The sequence below is a fragment of the Paenibacillus sp. FSL W7-1088 genome (assembly GCF_037969855.1).
Classification (GTDB): Bacteria; Bacillota; Bacilli; order Paenibacillales; family Paenibacillaceae; genus Paenibacillus.
In genome coordinates, this window is sequence record NZ_CP150216.1 from 4,939,322 (window position 1) to 4,955,684 (window position 16,363).

Below are 16,363 nucleotides of genomic sequence, written 5' to 3' on the forward strand. Positions count from 1 at the left end.
TCTTTGCTTTAGTGCTATTAGTGCATGTTCAAAAAGTTAACTGGGGACATTTTGAACAACCTCTATTAGGACTCTACAGAGAACAAATAATAATAAACCGGCTGTCCTCCAAGATGCACCTCTACCTCAGCATCAGGATATTGTTCTTCAAGCCATGCGACAAGCGCAGCGGTAATCTCAGGGGTAGCCTCGTCCCCTTCAAGGATCGTCACCACTTCATCTCCGCTTTCCATCATCTGTTGCAGCAGGCCTTCACATGCATGCAGCATGCTCTCGTCCGTTGCCACGATCTTGGAATTGTGGATACCGATGTAGTGTCCCGCTTTGATATCAAGCTCGTCATATTGTGTATCTCTGACCGCATGAGTCACTTGACCGGACTGTACCCGGCTAATTGCCTCAAGCATATGGTCACGATTGGTTTCCGCAGATTCATCCTCCTGGAAAGCAAAAGCCGCTGCCATGCCCTGAGGGATCGTCTTGCTCGGAATCACAATAATTCGACGTTCATCTTCCAGCAGCTCCCGGGCCTGCTCGGCAGCAAGCACAATATTGGAGTTGTTCGGCAAAATAAAAACCTGTTCTGCCGCGATCGAACGCACCGCTTTCACAAAATCCTCGGTGCTCGGATTCATCGTTTGTCCACCAGACAGAACGACATCCACGCCAAGACTTTGGAAAATCTCCGCAATGCCTTCACCGGAAGATACCGCGATGAAACCATATGGTGCCATCTCGTCTGCTGGGAGCACGGCTTTTTCCACACTGCGCGCCGCTTCAGGTGGAATCTCTGCGAACAGCTCAGGCGAAGGCGCAATGTCCATGCCTGCAGTCAGCAGATCACGATGCTGCTCACGCATATTGAGAATGTGAATTTGTGTGATTTCTCCATAACGGAGAGCCAGGTTTAATACATCCCCAGGTGTCTTGGAATGCACGTGAACCTTAATCACTTCATCGTCAGCAATAATAATGATGGAATCCCCGTTAACTGACAACGCTTTCCGGAATGCTTCGTCATCAAATGTAACACCTGCGTTCTCTCCAAGCTCGCGGTTAATAAAGAACTCCATGTCATACAGGAACTCAATATCTTCCGTTTCCAGTCGCGCCTGGGCAGACATTGGCATCTCCGGGACAATTACCTGCTGTGCAGGCTTCGCAGAAACCACTTCTGACGGTGCAGCCGGTTTCAATGCAGATGCCGCTACGGTTGGTTGTACGTCTCTCTGGAAGGATGTACGACTTGCCCCGTCCGTTTGCAACAGAACGTCCATGAAGCCTTCGTAAATATATACAAGCCCCTGACCGCCTGAATCCACAACACCAACCTGTTTCAATACAGGCAGCAATTCCGGAGTCATTGCCAGTGCTTCTTTTGCTTTTAACAATACTTCATTCATTAATTCAGTTATATCATTCGTCCGTCTTGCGTAGTAGTTGGCATGTTTCGCCGCTTCCTTGGCTACGGTAAGAATGGTCCCTTCAACGGGTTTCACTACGGCTTTATAAGCAGCGTCCACACCGTTCTGCAGGGCTGCGGCAAACTGGAGTGTATTCAGTTCCTCGTAAGGAGCAGCTGAACGACTGAATCCACGGAACAATTGTGATAATATTACTCCGGAATTCCCCCGTGCGCCCATAAGCAGGCCTTTTGATAAAATACCGGCAGCTTCTCCGATGGAGGCAGAACTCTTGCGTTTAATCTCTGCGACTCCTGCACTCATTGTCAAATTCATGTTCGTTCCCGTGTCGCCATCCGGCACAGGGAAAACATTCAGGGAATTGACGTGCTCTGCATGCTGTCCAAGTTGTTCCGCTCCGGCAAGTACCATTGCGGTAAAATCTGTTCCATTTAAAGAACGTATACTCAAGTGAGAATTCCCCTTCCTAGCTTGATACACGAACATCTTGCACCAAGATGTTATCTGGTCTGTTCATGCGCAAACGCTTATCGCGTTATTCTTCGTCCATACCTTGTCCGGCAAAGGCATATAATACAACATGTCAGCCGGATTAACGGTCTGGGCGGCCGGGCAACCGATATCCTGCAATTACTCTGTAACCCCTAATTCGGGGCATACGGATATGCACCGGTATCAAGAGCCGGCATGAATGCCGCATGGAGACTGGTGCCAATGATGGAATGCCGCAGCTCACAGCGTTGCCAAAAAAGCAGACCACCGACCCTTTAAGGCCGGTTTTTTCTCCGGCTTCCCCGAGGCAACAGCCTGTTCACCGCTGTATTATGGACTATTCAACATTGTACTATATTAGACAGGAGAAATAAATAAAGTTTTTGGATCAGTTGACGAAGCTTTTTTCAATATGATATTATATTCAAGTATTGTTTTATGCAGGTTTAGTAATGGAAATGATCCGGCTATGCCGGCTTGAACAACGCCATTAGCTACTGGAACCTGACCATTGCGGTCAGGAAGAACAATTTAGCCCGTCTGGAATGGCATTCGTGTCTCCTTAGGGCAACTGGTTATTTTAGGATAGGAGGTGTAATCTATGTCTCGCAAATGTTATGTGACAGGTAAGAAACCGGGCACCGGTAACCACGTATCCCACGCTAACAACCGTAACCGTCGTTCTTGGGGCGTAAACGTTCAGAAGGTCCGCATTCTCGTGAACGGTAAACCAAAACGTGTATACGTAAGCACCCGTGCACTGAAAGCCGGTAAAGTGACTCGCGTATAATCACGCAAAGCTACTATAAATCGGGTAAGCAAAAAGCACCTTGTTCCTTGCAGGTGCTTTTTTGGTATTCAGAAATAAAATCATGAATACACACATCAGCATGTGAATAGCCGCCGCATGGCGCTTCGCAGGTCCGAATTCCAGATGATCCTGAAGCCATAGCGGCGGTATTCGCCAATGGAACCTTTTAATCATGTCAGTTCTTTTGAAACGTATTAAGAATCGCCTTTACAAAGCCTCCCAAAAACTTCGGCAGTTTGAATGTGTAAAATTTCATACTTCACCCTCCCCATCATGCTCATGCATCCGCCGTATCCTATGCTCCAGGCCTTCCTTGCCTTAAACACGACAAAAAAGGCTACATGAGAAACCTGCTCATGTAACCATATTTATGCGGAACCCTTTGTCCCTATTCCACAATGACGAGCCTGGTTATCAGGTCATTTAGGTTTGGGTAGGGATATATTGATAGACAGCGATCATGAATACACTCAATAAGTAATACAGTATGCTGAATATCACAAAAGTAACCCGAAGTCCTGTACGGTCAAATTTGCGGAAGTACATAATGACAACACCAACCCCGATCAATGACGTAATCGCATTGTAAGGGGATTGAATGACCGCAAACATAGCAAGCACCAGTCCCGTAACGAGACTTGCACCCATTGTCCACAGCGTCTCCTTGAGGTTCATGCTCAGCCTCCGTAGCTACTGCGAATTTCGGCAATCGCCGCTGCGCGATCTTCACGTCCAAATACAGCACTTCCTGCAACGAGCACATCCGCTCCAGCTTCAACCACAAGCGGAGCTGTGTCGGCAGCAATACCGCCATCCACTTCAATATGCACGTCATGGCGTCCTTTTTCGTTCAGCCAGCTACGAATTTGCTTGATTTTATTCATGGTGCCTGAGATGAAGGCCTGTCCACCAAAACCGGGATTTACGGTCATGACAAGCACCATATCCACATCGTCCAGCACTTCCTGAATTGCACTTGCCGGAGTTCCCGGATTAAGAGCAACCCCTGCCTTCACTCCCTGTTCCTTGATCAGATGAATAACCCGGTGCAGATGCACACAAGCCTCGGCATGAACCGTAATAACAGCTGCGCCAGCTTTCGCAAATTCCTCCACATAACGCTCTGGGTTCTCAATCATCAAATGCACGTCAAGCGGCAAGCTTGTATGTGGAGCGATCGCTTTTACAATCGCAGGTCCAAGCGTAATATTAGGGACGAAATGACCGTCCATGACATCAACATGAATCCAGTCTCCGCCAGCAGCTTGGGCTTCCGCCACTTCCGCGCCGAGACGGGCAAAATCCGCAGATAAAATAGATGGGGCAATTTTAATCATATTAATACCTCCGCTTTTTGTCTTTCATTTCTGTAAGGAATTGTTCGTAATGCTGATAACGGCTTTCGGAGATCATTCCCTCCGCCTTGGCTGCAAGCACCCGGCAACCTGGTTCGTGCGTATGGGTACAGCCTCGGAACTTACACTGATCCGCATATTGAGCGAACTCCCGGAAACAAGTAGATAACTCCTCCACACCAATCTCCAGGAAGTCCAGTTGGCTGAATCCCGGCGTATCGGCGACAAAGCCACCATTATCCAGCGGTATGAGCTCCACGTGCCTGGTGGTGTGTTTCCCTCGGCCCAGGCGCATGCTGATTGCACTGGTCTCCAGGGTTAGACCTGGCATCAATGCATTCAGCATCGAAGATTTACCTACACCGGATTGCCCGGAGAATACGCTAATCTTGCCGGCAAGACGCTCCTTGAGCAGTTCATTACCTTCACCAGTTCGTGAACTCGTAGAGATAACTTCATATCCAATTTGCTCGTACAAAGCCTTTACTTCAGCCACTGTATCACGGGCATCGTTTTCTGGATCAGCCAGGTCCTGCTTCGTGAGCACAATTAGTGCATCCAGTCCGGCTTGTTCGATATGTACCAGGAATTTATCCAGCAGATTGAGATTCATATCCGGTTCCTTAACGGAAAATAACAGAACAGCCAGACTTACATTGGCTACAGGTGGACGAATTAACTCCGTCTCACGTTTGCGAATTTCATCTACTGTTCCTTCCCCGTTCTCTGTCAGCATATAGCTGACACGGTCACCCACAAGCGGTGAGGTACCCCGTTTTCTGAAGATGCCTCTGGCCCGGCATTGAACGGCGGAGCCTTCAACCGAAGGCACCCCGCTGTCTTCCAGTGGCATGACATAATAGTAACCGCTTAGCGCTTTAACGATGATACCTTCTGGCATAGCTCCGTCGCCCTCCTTTTAATTTACAGTACATTTACCCTAAACGTCGGCAATAAGCCGTCCTTATGGACGGCTTGATGCGTTAACGACTTCCTTTTTCTTGTTATCTTTGCCTTTGGAGGGACCCTTATCCTTATTCATCGCAGAAGTATCTCCCTCTTCGTTGTCCACTTCACCATCCACAGGTGTATCAGGCTCACCTTCCTGTTGTGTATCTACAGTGCCCTCATCACCACCACCGCCTTGATCAGGCTCCTCCGTTGTTGGAGGCGGCTCTGCACCCTTCTCGGGCTCAATGGTAGGCACAACTACCGTTCCATTTTTGGCATCAATATAGGACACCAGGTACGTATCCAGGAATTGGCCATCCCGATAGACAGAGACAACACCATCGACGTTTGGAGCCAGAACAAGCGGAATTGTCAGCGTTTGGGCAGACTTGATGCTCCGGGTTCCCCATTCCTGACTTTTGCCACGAGCATCCTCGAAAGTAATTCGAATTTTGCTGCTCTTTCCTACTTCTTTTGGCGAAACGTTAATGTTATAGGGGTAGTTCAATGCCTCAGGCGGATATCCAGTACTAATGAAAATGGTGATTTTATCACCAGGATTCACCTCTGCACCAGCTTCCACAGGCCATTGCTGTGTCACTTTGCCTTCATCTACGGTGTAGCTCGACTCTTCCTGAACCTGAGCAAGAATTAAGCCGGCGGTTTGGAGCTTTTTCTCAGCCTCGCTTCGCGTGAGATTTTTCAAGTCCGGCATTTTTATCGTTTCGGATCCTTTGCTCACGGTCAGAACAATCTGAACCTCTGCCGGATCGTATTCTACATTCACCCCAGGAGTTTGGGATAGAACCGTCCCCGCAGATTTATCATTTGAATATTCATCCTTACGCTGAATCTGATCCTCTTTGATATCCAGGCTGGTAAGTTGTTTGACCGCTTCATCATATGAAAGGTCTTTGAGATCAATCATCTTCAACAACTCTTTTTCCGCGCCAACACTCAGCTGGACCTCAGAGCCTTCTTTGACCACGTCGCCTTCATTTCGGGTCTGGTCAAATACAATACCTGGTTCCACATCCTCCTTGTACTCCCGGATGACAGTATCACTGACCACAAGCCCTTGATCCTGCAACATTTGACGAGCCTTCTCCTCGGTTTGGCCAATGACATTGGGTACAGTCACATCTGGCACAACAAGCATGCCTTTCACGTACCACACAACTCCAACCATCGCGATAAGAATAAGCACGGTCAACGAGATCAACAACGCTGGCTTTTTCCAGTTCTTTGTTTTGGGTTTGCCCTTGTTGTTATCTTGGTCAGACTCCATCACGGGTATAGCACCTGTGGATGTAACTCCACGCGGCTCCGGCTTGATCGCCGGCATAACACGGGTCTGATCGATATCATCCTCATCCGGAAAATCAATCTTCGTTTCATTACGTCTTTCCGGCATCAGGCAGGTTTCCAGATCCGTCTGCATTTCTTTAGCGGATTGGTAACGCTCCTGCGGATTTTTGCGCATGGATTTCAGAATAACGTTCTCTACGCTTTGCGGGATAAGCGGATTGAATTTGCGAGGTTCATCAAACTCTTCCTGCAAATGCTTCAAAGCAACGCTAATCGGACTCTCTCCCAGGAACGGAAGCTGCCCAGTCAGCATTTGATAGAGTACAATACCAAGGGAATATAAGTCCGACTTCTCGCCAGTCACGATGCCTTTGGCATGCTCAGGTGAGAAGTAATGTACGGAACCAACTACGGAGCCGGTCTGTGTAATCGTTGTGGACGTAACCGCACGGGCAATCCCGAAATCCGTTACTTTCACACGGCCATTACGACCAATCAATATATTATGTGGTTTGATATCCCGATGAATGATCTGATTATGATGTGCATGATCGAGGGCATCTGCAATCTGGGAGGCGATCCGAACCGCTTCGTCCACCTGCAGAGGCGCCCGCTCTTTAATAATTTCATTCAGGTTTTTACCTTCGACATATTCCATGACAATATAATGAACGTCATCTTCCTGCCCCACATCGTAGATACTGACCACGTTAGGATGGGAGAGAGATGCTGCAGACTGTGCTTCCCTGCGGAAACGGCGAATAAACTCTTCGTCATGCACAAATTGCTGCCTTAACACTTTGATGGCAACGTTCCGGTTGAGCAACAGATCCTGGGCCTTGTACACAAGAGCCATGCCGCCACCGCCGACACGCTCGATCACTTCATAGCGTCCGCCTAGCTGGTGCCCAATCATGACTCACACCCCGTTTCCGATGTCACGGAACCTTCCTTTTGCAGTTCGAATAATGCCACCGTGATATTGTCATCTCCTCCAGCAAGCAAAGCCAGCTGAAGCAAGCGATCCGCCCGATCTTCCAATGCCAGTTCCAGATTACCTGCGACCTGAATGATCTGCTCATTGCTGACCAGATTACTAAGCCCGTCACTGCACAGGAGAAGAACTTCGCCTTCTTCCAGCTTGACGGTATCCAGATCCACCTTCACTTCAGCGTCTGTCCCAAGTGCACGTGTCAGCACATTGCGTCGCGGATGATGAGAGACATCTTCTTTGCTGATCTGACCATTTTTGAACAATTCATTGACCAGCGTATGGTCCTCGGTCAACTGGATCACATGTTTGTTTGCAATCTTGTATGCTCTGCTGTCACCGATGTGACCAATAACGCCTTCCGTATCATTCAATAAGGCCGCAACCACGGTGGTTCCCATGTTGTGGTAATTATCATCCGAGGATGCAGTGCGGAAGATCACTTCGTTGGCATGCAAAATAGCATCGCTGAGTGCGGCTGACAAAGACGCATGTGAAAGACCCGGCTCAAGCGTTCCCAGATCCTGCACCAACGTCTCTACCGCCAGGCGGCTCGCTGTATCTCCTGCAAGATGTCCGCCCATACCATCGGCAACAATACCCAGAATATAACCTGTATCAAGATTTCGAATCCAGGCTGAATCTTCATTCACCGAACGCACCCGTCCGATATGGCTCACATGAACTGTTTTGATCAAAACGTTCTCACCTCAACTCCATATGCTTTGCACGAAGCTGACCGCAAGCGGCAGCAATATCATGTCCCTGTTCACGACGAATGGTTACATTAACACCCTGCTCCGAGAGGATCTTCTGAAAATTGAAAATGTCGCTTCTGGATGTTCTTACGTACTTACGCTCAGGTACATGGTTGACCGGAATCAGGTTCACGTGGCACAGCATGTTCTTAAGCACACTTGCCAGTTCTGCCGCATGTTCCGGCTGATCATTCACACCACCGATAAGTGCGTACTCAAACGTAATTCTGCGGCCCGTTTTCGCCAAGTAATAACGCAATGACTCCATTACATCGTCAAAAGGAAAACGGCGGTTTACCGGCATCAATTTGGAACGCAATGCATCATTTGGCGCATGGATGGAGATCGCCAGGTTAATCTGTGTATCTTCATCTGCAAACTTGTAAATGTTCGGTACGATTCCACTTGTGGACACCGTAATATGGCGCTGACCGATATTCAGCCCTTTTTCGTGAATCATTATACGCAGGAACGTCATTGTTGCTTCATAGTTCTCAAAAGGCTCACCTGAACCCATGATTACGATGCTGCTGACCCGCTCACCGCGTTCATCCAGAATTTTCTGGGCCTGCACAACCTGAGCGACAATTTCGCCAGCTGTAAGGTTACGTTTGAGTCCACCCAGCGTGGATGCACAGAACGTGCAGCCAATCCGGCAGCCAACCTGTGTTGTTACACAGATGCTGTTACCATAGTTGTGCTTCATAATAACTGTTTCGATCGCATGATCATCATGCAGACCGAACAGGAATTTAACCGTTCCATCCTTGGATTCAAATTTCGTAATTTCAGTTAGTGTAACGAATTCAAATTGTTCAGTCAGCTTTTCACGCAGCGCTTTCGACAGGTTCGTCATTTCACTGAAATCATTCACACGTTTCACATAAATCCAGTCGAAGATCTGACCACCGCGAAAAGCCGGCTCCCCGTTCTCAACAGCCCACTGTTGCAGCTCCTCCAGGGAATAATCATATATAAAAGGTTTCATTTTGTTGTCAACACCTATTCCTTCTTTTCTTTTGATCGTCTTCCTTCTTTTCTTTCCATTCGTTCTATTCTATCACAAAGACCACGTTACATCCATGTATACCCTTGATGCCTTTACTTCATGCATTATAACACCTCAATGCCTGCATCGCACCCTATCATGACATTTTCTGATGTTAAACCTTGAGGCTAATCACAAAGAAATCCGCCGAAGTTCCCCTCGGCGGCTATCCTTCAGTGCTCTATTAAACTGTTAATCCGCTATCCTTGTCAACCTGGCAATGAAAAACCCGTCACTGTGAGCGTACTGTGGCAGAATCTGCACACCACCGTTAACAACCTTCAAATCCGCTGTTTCCATACCAGACCAGGCAGAGTCTTTAGACGCCTTGTATTCGGGATGCCGAGCCAAAAAGTCAGCGATCCTATGCTCATTCTCCGCTGGCTCGATTGTACACGTACTATACACCAGAACACCACCCGGCTTTAATAGCGGTGCAACCCGATCCAGCAGTTCACGTTGCAGATTGGAGATATCCTGGATGTCTTCCGCAGTTTTGGTCCATTTGACATCTGGCTTGCGGCGAATAACACCCAGACCTGAACATGGCGCATCCAGCAGAATGCGGTCAAAGGATTCCTCTGGATAACGCTTATCCAGATCAAGGGCATCACCTGTCACAGCATCAATGCAGCTAAGTCCCAGACGATCTGCCTGATCCATGATCAACTGACGTTTGTGAGCATGTACATCATTGGCCACAATCCGTCCACGGTCCTGCATTTTCTCCGCCATATGGGCTGTCTTTCCGCCGGGAGCTGCACAGCAGTCCAGTACAGTCTGACCATCTTCAGGCCCAACGGCCTCAGCTACAAGCATGGAACTTTCATCCTGAACGGACAGCAAGCCATCCCGATACCAGGACGTATGTGCCATGTTACCACCACTGCGAACGAGAATACCGTCCGGACTAAGTCGAGAAGGTTCCACGATCGCTCCCGTACTCTCCATCTCTTGCATCAGTTTCTCACGTGTAGTCATTGTCGTGTTCACACGAACACTAACCGCAGGCGGCTCGTTATTCGCACGACAGATCGCTTCCGCTGTCTCTTCGCCATATTGGCTGATCCAGCGTTCGACCATCCACAGCGGATGAGAATGCTCCAGTGAGATACGTTCAGCTGCAGGCAGATGTTCGGGAATACGCAGTTCATCACGATTGCGAATCATGTTCCGCAATACTCCATTCACCATACCGGAGATGCCCTGATGACCCAATTTCTTAGCCAAATTGACAGCTTCACTCACCACCGCGTGTTCCGGAATACGGTCCAGATATAACATCTGGTACACGCTGATGCGCAGCAGGCTGCGAACCCAAGGTTGCAGCTTGGATACACCTTTGGCTACATATCGTTCCAGAAAATAATCAAGGGTATTCCGTCTTGCGATCGTACCATAGACCAACTCTGTAGCCAGCCCAGCATCTGCCGGACTTAGCTCGGCTTCTTTCAGACGCCGGTTCAGCTCAAGGTTGCTGTACGCTCCTTCTTGCTCAACAGCGCTGAGTACCTTTACAGCAAGTGCACGAGCAGATGTTTTAGGCCGCTCCGAGCGTGATGCACCATTGGCAGAAGCTGGGGATGCAGATGAATGTCCTGCACGACCCGATTTTCCTGTGTTCGGACGACGCTGGTTTCCTCCGCCCCGAGAGGCGTTTCCTGCGACTTTATGACCATTTCCTGACGGACGGCCCGGTGTATTTCCGCTCATTGCAGCACCGTTCCTGGTTTCAGGGTACCACCACGGGCAAAGTCAGCAGCTTGCATTACTTTTTTGCCTGCGGGCTGAACCTCAGTAAGCCAGAGAGAACCGTCACCTGTGCGAACTTCAATGCCGTTTTTGCCCAATTGTAACACCGTTCCCGGCTCAGCTTGTCCAGCATCGGAAGACGAGAGTACATCCATCTGCTTCGGATTCGTTGCTGCCCATACCTTGAAGACCTGCTCATCCCACATCGTGAATGCACCCGAGAACGGCACAAGACCGCGAATCTGATTGAACAATTCACGCGACGTCCGATTCCAGTCCATCTTCTCGTCATCCCGAGTCAGATTACGTGCATAGGAAGCCTCGGCTTCATCCTGTGGGACAGCCGTTGTTTCACCTGCAATCAGCCGCGGCATTTCTTCCTGAAGCAGTTTGGAGCCCGCTTCGCTGAGCTTTACAAACATGGACCCTGATGTATCTTCATCCGTAATCGCTACTTCTACACGTGAGATCATATCTCCCGTATCCAAGCCTTCCGCCATAAACATCAGTGTAACACCCGTCACCGGCTCTCCATTAATAATGGAACGTTGAATCGGGGCACCACCGCGATATTTTGGCAAAAGAGAGCCATGCACGTTCACACAACCGCGAACGGGCATATCCAGCACAGCTTTGGGCAGAATCTGCCCAAAAGCCGCAGTCACAATCAGATCCGGTTTCCATTCAGCCAACTGGGCTACAGCTTCCGGCGCACGCAGTTTCACTGGTTGAAATACAGGCAGGTCGTGGCGTTCTGCCGCAGCCTTGACCGGTGTTGGTGTTAGTACCTTTTTGCGGCCCTGTGGTTTATCCGGCTGTGTGACTACCCCAACCACGTTATATCCCTCGGCAATAAGCATATCGAGAGACGGAACTGCAAATTCAGGCGTTCCCATAAAAACAATATTCAAATCGATCACTCCTTAGTTACGACGCGGCCCGGTTTGATCGGCTGCAATTTCGTACACCTTTTCAGCAATATCCGTAAATAGCACGCCATCCAAATGGTCAATCTCATGTTGGAATGCGCGAGACAACAGTCCGCTGCCCGTAATAATCAGTTCCTTGCCTTCGCGGTCCAACCCTTTGACAGTAACTGTCTCAAAACGACGCACATCACCGTTAATACCAGGAATACTCAAGCATCCTTCGGGTCCAAATTGCTCTCCCTCACTCGCAATAATCTCCGGATTGATCATCTTGATCAGGCCCTGCTCATCTCCGCAATCGATCACAATAAGCCGTTTCAAAATACCAACCTGTGGTGCAGCCAGACCTACGCCTTCTGCGTCATACATCGTATCTGCCATATCATCCAGCAGTTTCTGTACATTGGGTGTAACTTTCGTTACTTCTTTAGCTCTTTTGTGTAGTACCTCATCCGGTTCTTTCACGATAATACGAATCGACATGTTGTAAGCACCTTCCTAATCCTCATCATAATTTCAGGACATCAGGCTCATTTCAAAAATAGTACTGATTTTCTGCTATGTAGCAGGTATCAAAAACTGATTTTAAGTTCGAGCCATCATTCATGTTGTTTTAATCTATGTTTATACCGCTTGTTTACATCCGCATTTTACTACAAATGCTCACATTAACATTTGCGGGTCTACATCCAGACTAATTTGCAGCTTCTGCGCCTGAACGTCGTCGTCCATGCGCCGGGCCGTCGCGAGCGCCAGGCCAATGGCGTCGACATCCCCCCGCCATTTTATCATACATTGGAATCTGTATCTATTCTTGATCCGGGGAATCGGTGATGCTACCGGGCCAAGCACGTCAAAGGCATCATTGCTGAAACGATCCAAACTGCCTAACCAGCCAGCAGCATTTGCCTTTTCTTTCAGTATTCGTGTGTAGTTCTCAGCCAGTCGGATCAGTACCGGAAGCTGCTCATGTGAGAAGGTCACCAAAATCAGGCGACAGTAAGGCGGATACTGCAAATTGCGCCGATGCAATAATTCCTCACGGACAAACGAAACATAGTCATGCTGGCTCGCATGCCCAATCGAATAGTGCTCTGGTGTATAGGACTGAACGAATACCTCGCCCGGCAGTTGATGTCGACCTGCACGACCCGCCACCTGGGTGAGCAGTTGAAATGTTTTTTCGGCAGCCCTGAAATCAGGCAAATTGAGTGCGGAGTCTGCGGTAATGACACCAACCAGAGTGACATCAGGAAAATCAAGCCCTTTAGCCACCATCTGGGTACCGAGCAATACGTCTGCCTTTTTCTCGCGAAACTGCTTCAATAACTTCTCATGCGAACCTTTTTCGCTCGTTGTATCCACGTCCATCCGAATGACGCGAATACCCGGGAACAACTTCGCCAATTCTTCCTCTACCCGCTGCGTACCTGTACCGAAATATCGAATATGCTCGCTGCCACAATCCGGGCACACTTCTGGTGCTGCTTCCGCATATCCACAATAGTGACAACGAAGATTGTTGGAACGCTGATGATAGGTTAACGAAATATCACACTCGGGACAGCCTGCGACGTATCCACAACTGCGACACATCACAAAGGTGGAATAGCCACGTCGATTCAGCAGAAGCACAGTCTGTTCCCCACGTTCCAACCGCTCTTCCAATCCTTTGTGCAAGGCGCGGCTGAACATCGAGCGATTACCGTCCTTCAATTCTTCACGCATATCAACAATCCGTACCTCCGGCAGCTTATTACCAAGTGCGCGGGTAGGCATCTCCAACAAAAGTGGTGCAAAATCATCATTGCTCTGCGAACGAGCAGCATAGTAACTTTCCAGTGAAGGTGTCGCTGAACCCAGGACAACGACAGCCTGGTGCTGCTGTGCTCTTTTTACCGCTACATCACGGGCATGATATTTCGGGGTTTCTTCCTGTTTATATGAAGTCTCGTGCTCCTCGTCCATAATGATCAGACCAAGACGACTGAACGGAGCAAAGACTGCTGAACGGGCGCCAATGGCAACTTTCACCTGGCCTTCCCGAATTTTGCGCCACTCATCATAACGCTCTCCACCAGACAAACGACTGTGCATCACGGCAACCTGATCACCAAAACGTCCTTTAAAACGCTCAACCATCTGCGGTGTCAATGCAATCTCGGGTACAAGCACAATCGCCTGCCGATCCTGTTCAATACAGCGCTGAATGGTCTGGAGGTATACTTCCGTCTTGCCGCTGCCTGTTACACCATGAAGCAAAAAGACGCCATGGCGCCTTTCCTGCAATCGACCATTAATATTGTTATAGACAAGCTGCTGCTCATCGGTCAGATTCAGTGGCTCGGTCGCACGAAACTTACGTCCCTGATAAGGATCACGAAAGACTTCGACGTCCTCCGTTACAACCAGCCCTTTCTCCTCCAGACCTTTGACTGTAGCCGCTGATACCTGAAGTGTGGACAGCAATTCTTTCATCGCCATCGGCAACAGTTCTTTCATTTCCAGCAAGAAAGCCAAAACTTCTTTCTGCCGTTGCGCCTTTGCCGGGAATGAAGTCAATGCCTCTTCCGCAGCCGCTGCATCCACAGCTAGATTAATGGATTTCATCGTTTTTTTATTCAGCTTGTCCTTAATCGCCTGACTTTCAAGCAGGACACCACTGAGCAACAACTTCTTGATCAGCGCAGCATGATTGGGGTATTTACGACTTAATTGCTGAAGGGGAACCTGCCCACGACTCTTCACAAAACGAATAATATCTTGCTGCACTTTTTCTGAAGTCGATTCTTCTCCCCACACAAAAAGAACTTCTTCACCTGATGTTGAACCTGCCATTTGTCCATCCAGGGCATCTCCAAGTGAGATGTACCGTTCTGCTTTCCCTTTCAACGCAGTCGGTACCATCACCTGCAAAGACAAAATGCGGTTGCTGGCATAACGTTCACTCATCCATTCGGCTAATTCAACCAAATCTTCTGATAACGGTGGAACGATATCCAGCAATTCCTGAATCGGTTTGAGTTTGAAAGTCTCCGTACCCGTGCGAGGCACCAGATCAATCACGAAACCCTGCACCGTCCGATGACCAAAAGGTACACCTACCCTGCTGCCTATTTCAATCCATTCACGCATGGATTCCGGCACCAGATAATCAAACGGCCGGTCCGTTTCCTTCACCGGAACATCGACAATAACCTTGGCGATCTCCATATTAATTCCTCCCGGCAATGCGCTCCGCCGCAATCGAAAGCAACCGGCGAGCTACCTCTTCCTTGGCAACCACCTGAAGCTCTTCCACCAAACCTTCACGGTCATAGATGTGCACCGCGTTGGTATCTGTTCCAAATCCGGCACCCGCCTGGGTGACATCATTGGCTACGATCAGATCACAGTTTTTCCGTTCCAGTTTCTCACGTGCATACATTTCTAATGAATTGGTCTCCGCAGCAAAACCAATCAAAAATTGATGGCTCTTCTGCTTACCCAGCGTTTCAAGAATATCTATATTTTTAATAAGTTCAAGCGATAATGTATCGCCTTTCTTCTTGATTTTCTCTGTGTACACTTCCTTGGGACGATAATCCGCAACAGCTGCGGCCTTAACCACGATATCTGCATCATCCCACTCACCTGCTACCGCATCATACATATCCTGCGCAGACTGCACCGGGATCACATGTACATTGGCTGGCGGCTGAACCTGGGTATTCCCCATAACCAAAGTTACATCTGCCCCCAGATCACGTGCTGTCGCTGCAATGGAAAAACCCATTTTTCCAGAGGAATCATTGGTAATATATCTCACCGGATCAATTCGTTCTATGGTACCTCCTGCAGTGACCACAACCTTCTTCCCACTCAACAAAGAAAACTGTTCATTACGTTCCCGTTTGGCAGACTCCTGCTGTTCAAAAAAACGTTCCACCACATCGACAATCGTCTCTGGCTCTTCCAAACGACCTTTGCCCACATAGCCGCAGGCCAGTTGACCTTCACCTGGTTCAATCATCATCGTTCCGCGCTCGGTTAACAGGCACATATTATGCTGCACAGCCGGATGATCATACATATGTACATTCATCGCTGGCGCAATCATCACCGGAGCAGTGGTTGCAAGCAAGGTTGTAGAGAGCATATCATCAGCCATCCCATGTGCCATTTTGGCAATTACATTGGCTGTTGCCGGAGCAACCAGAACAAGATCGGCCATATCAGCCAGATGGATATGCGAGACGACCGAAGGCTCCCGCTCATCAAATGTATCACTATATACCACATTTCGGGTCAAGGTTTGCAGCGTTAATTCGGTAATAAACTGTTTCGCGGAATCCGTCATAATGACATGAACGTCCGCTCCTTTTTGCACCAGTCTACTGCATAATGTAGCCGCTTTGTATGCGGCTATGCCGCCAGTCACACCAAGCACGATTTTTTTACCGTTCAACATGGTTATCCCCCCGATATACGACGTTTATAATGATGAATAGAGAAAAAAATAACAACCTCGCGGTTGTCAAATAAATCCGGCTTGCGCCGTATGC

Annotated in this window: 15 protein-coding genes; 1 reads left to right on the forward strand and 14 read right to left on the reverse strand. The window is 48.8% G+C overall.

Annotation, left to right across the window (positions count from 1 at the left end; all coding sequences use genetic code 11):
* Positions 1 to 65: 65 nt before the first annotated feature.
* Positions 66 to 1,874 carry a DAK2 domain-containing protein gene (locus MKY42_RS22260; RefSeq protein WP_339844761.1) on the reverse strand — a complete coding sequence of 603 codons (1,809 nt, stop codon included), beginning with the start codon at positions 1,872 to 1,874 and terminating at the stop codon, positions 66 to 68.
* Between the two features lie 643 nt (positions 1,875 to 2,517).
* Here MKY42_RS22260 and rpmB point away from each other — a divergent pair.
* Complete coding sequence (rpmB, locus tag MKY42_RS22265; RefSeq protein ID WP_024631107.1) at positions 2,518 to 2,706, forward strand: 50S ribosomal protein L28; 189 nt, start codon at positions 2,518 to 2,520, stop codon at positions 2,704 to 2,706.
* Here the strand turns inward: rpmB and MKY42_RS22270 are convergent, their stop codons facing one another.
* From MKY42_RS22270 to coaBC, 13 genes are all read right to left on the reverse strand, one after another.
* On the reverse strand, positions 2,707 to 2,901 hold the full coding sequence (locus tag MKY42_RS22270; RefSeq protein ID WP_064636619.1) for a hypothetical protein: 195 nt from the start codon (positions 2,899 to 2,901) through the stop codon (positions 2,707 to 2,709).
* Position 2,902: 1 nt separating this feature from the next.
* Entirely contained in the window at positions 2,903 to 2,983 is an 81-nt protein-coding gene (gene spoVM / locus MKY42_RS22275; protein WP_019424875.1) for a stage V sporulation protein SpoVM, read from the reverse strand.
* Between the two features lie 167 nt (positions 2,984 to 3,150).
* A complete protein-coding gene (locus MKY42_RS22280; protein WP_090901029.1) occupies positions 3,151 to 3,402 on the reverse strand; it encodes a hypothetical protein in 252 nt (83 codons plus the stop codon).
* A 2-nt stretch (positions 3,403 to 3,404) separates the two neighbouring features.
* On the reverse strand, positions 3,405 to 4,064 hold the full coding sequence (gene rpe, locus MKY42_RS22285) for a ribulose-phosphate 3-epimerase (RefSeq protein WP_053784310.1): 660 nt from the start codon (positions 4,062 to 4,064) through the stop codon (positions 3,405 to 3,407).
* Between the two features lies 1 nt (position 4,065).
* Complete coding sequence (rsgA, locus tag MKY42_RS22290; protein ID WP_090901032.1) at positions 4,066 to 4,983, reverse strand: ribosome small subunit-dependent GTPase A; 918 nt, start codon at positions 4,981 to 4,983, stop codon at positions 4,066 to 4,068.
* Between the two features lie 63 nt (positions 4,984 to 5,046).
* Positions 5,047 to 7,257 (reverse strand): Stk1 family PASTA domain-containing Ser/Thr kinase, encoded by a 2,211-nt coding sequence (gene pknB / locus MKY42_RS22295; protein ID WP_090901035.1) that lies wholly within the window; start codon positions 7,255 to 7,257, stop codon positions 5,047 to 5,049.
* A complete protein-coding gene (locus MKY42_RS22300) occupies positions 7,254 to 8,030 on the reverse strand; it encodes a Stp1/IreP family PP2C-type Ser/Thr phosphatase (protein WP_090901037.1) in 777 nt (258 codons plus the stop codon). The genes pknB and MKY42_RS22300 overlap by 4 nt, the downstream gene beginning before the upstream one ends.
* Positions 8,031 to 8,037: 7 nt before the next feature.
* Entirely contained in the window at positions 8,038 to 9,078 is a 1,041-nt protein-coding gene (gene rlmN / locus MKY42_RS22305) for a 23S rRNA (adenine(2503)-C(2))-methyltransferase RlmN (RefSeq protein ID WP_090901040.1), read from the reverse strand.
* Positions 9,079 to 9,330: 252 nt separating this feature from the next.
* Positions 9,331 to 10,851: a 16S rRNA (cytosine(967)-C(5))-methyltransferase RsmB gene (rsmB, locus tag MKY42_RS22310; protein ID WP_339844772.1), complete on the reverse strand. Its 1,521-nt coding sequence runs from the start codon at positions 10,849 to 10,851 to the stop codon at positions 9,331 to 9,333.
* Complete coding sequence (gene fmt, locus MKY42_RS22315; protein WP_090901046.1) at positions 10,848 to 11,801, reverse strand: methionyl-tRNA formyltransferase; 954 nt, start codon at positions 11,799 to 11,801, stop codon at positions 10,848 to 10,850. Before fmt ends, rsmB begins: the two co-directional genes overlap by 4 nt.
* A 12-nt stretch (positions 11,802 to 11,813) precedes the next feature.
* Positions 11,814 to 12,302, reverse strand: a complete 489-nt coding sequence (def, locus tag MKY42_RS22320; protein ID WP_090901049.1) for a peptide deformylase — start codon at positions 12,300 to 12,302, stop codon at positions 11,814 to 11,816.
* A 180-nt stretch (positions 12,303 to 12,482) separates the two neighbouring features.
* Complete coding sequence (gene priA / locus MKY42_RS22325) at positions 12,483 to 15,032, reverse strand: primosomal protein N' (RefSeq protein ID WP_339844779.1); 2,550 nt, start codon at positions 15,030 to 15,032, stop codon at positions 12,483 to 12,485.
* 1 nt (position 15,033) lies between these two features.
* Positions 15,034 to 16,269, reverse strand: coding sequence for a bifunctional phosphopantothenoylcysteine decarboxylase/phosphopantothenate--cysteine ligase CoaBC (coaBC, locus tag MKY42_RS22330; protein ID WP_339844782.1), 1,236 nt, complete (start codon positions 16,267 to 16,269; stop codon positions 15,034 to 15,036).
* Positions 16,270 to 16,363: the final 94 nt, after the last annotated feature.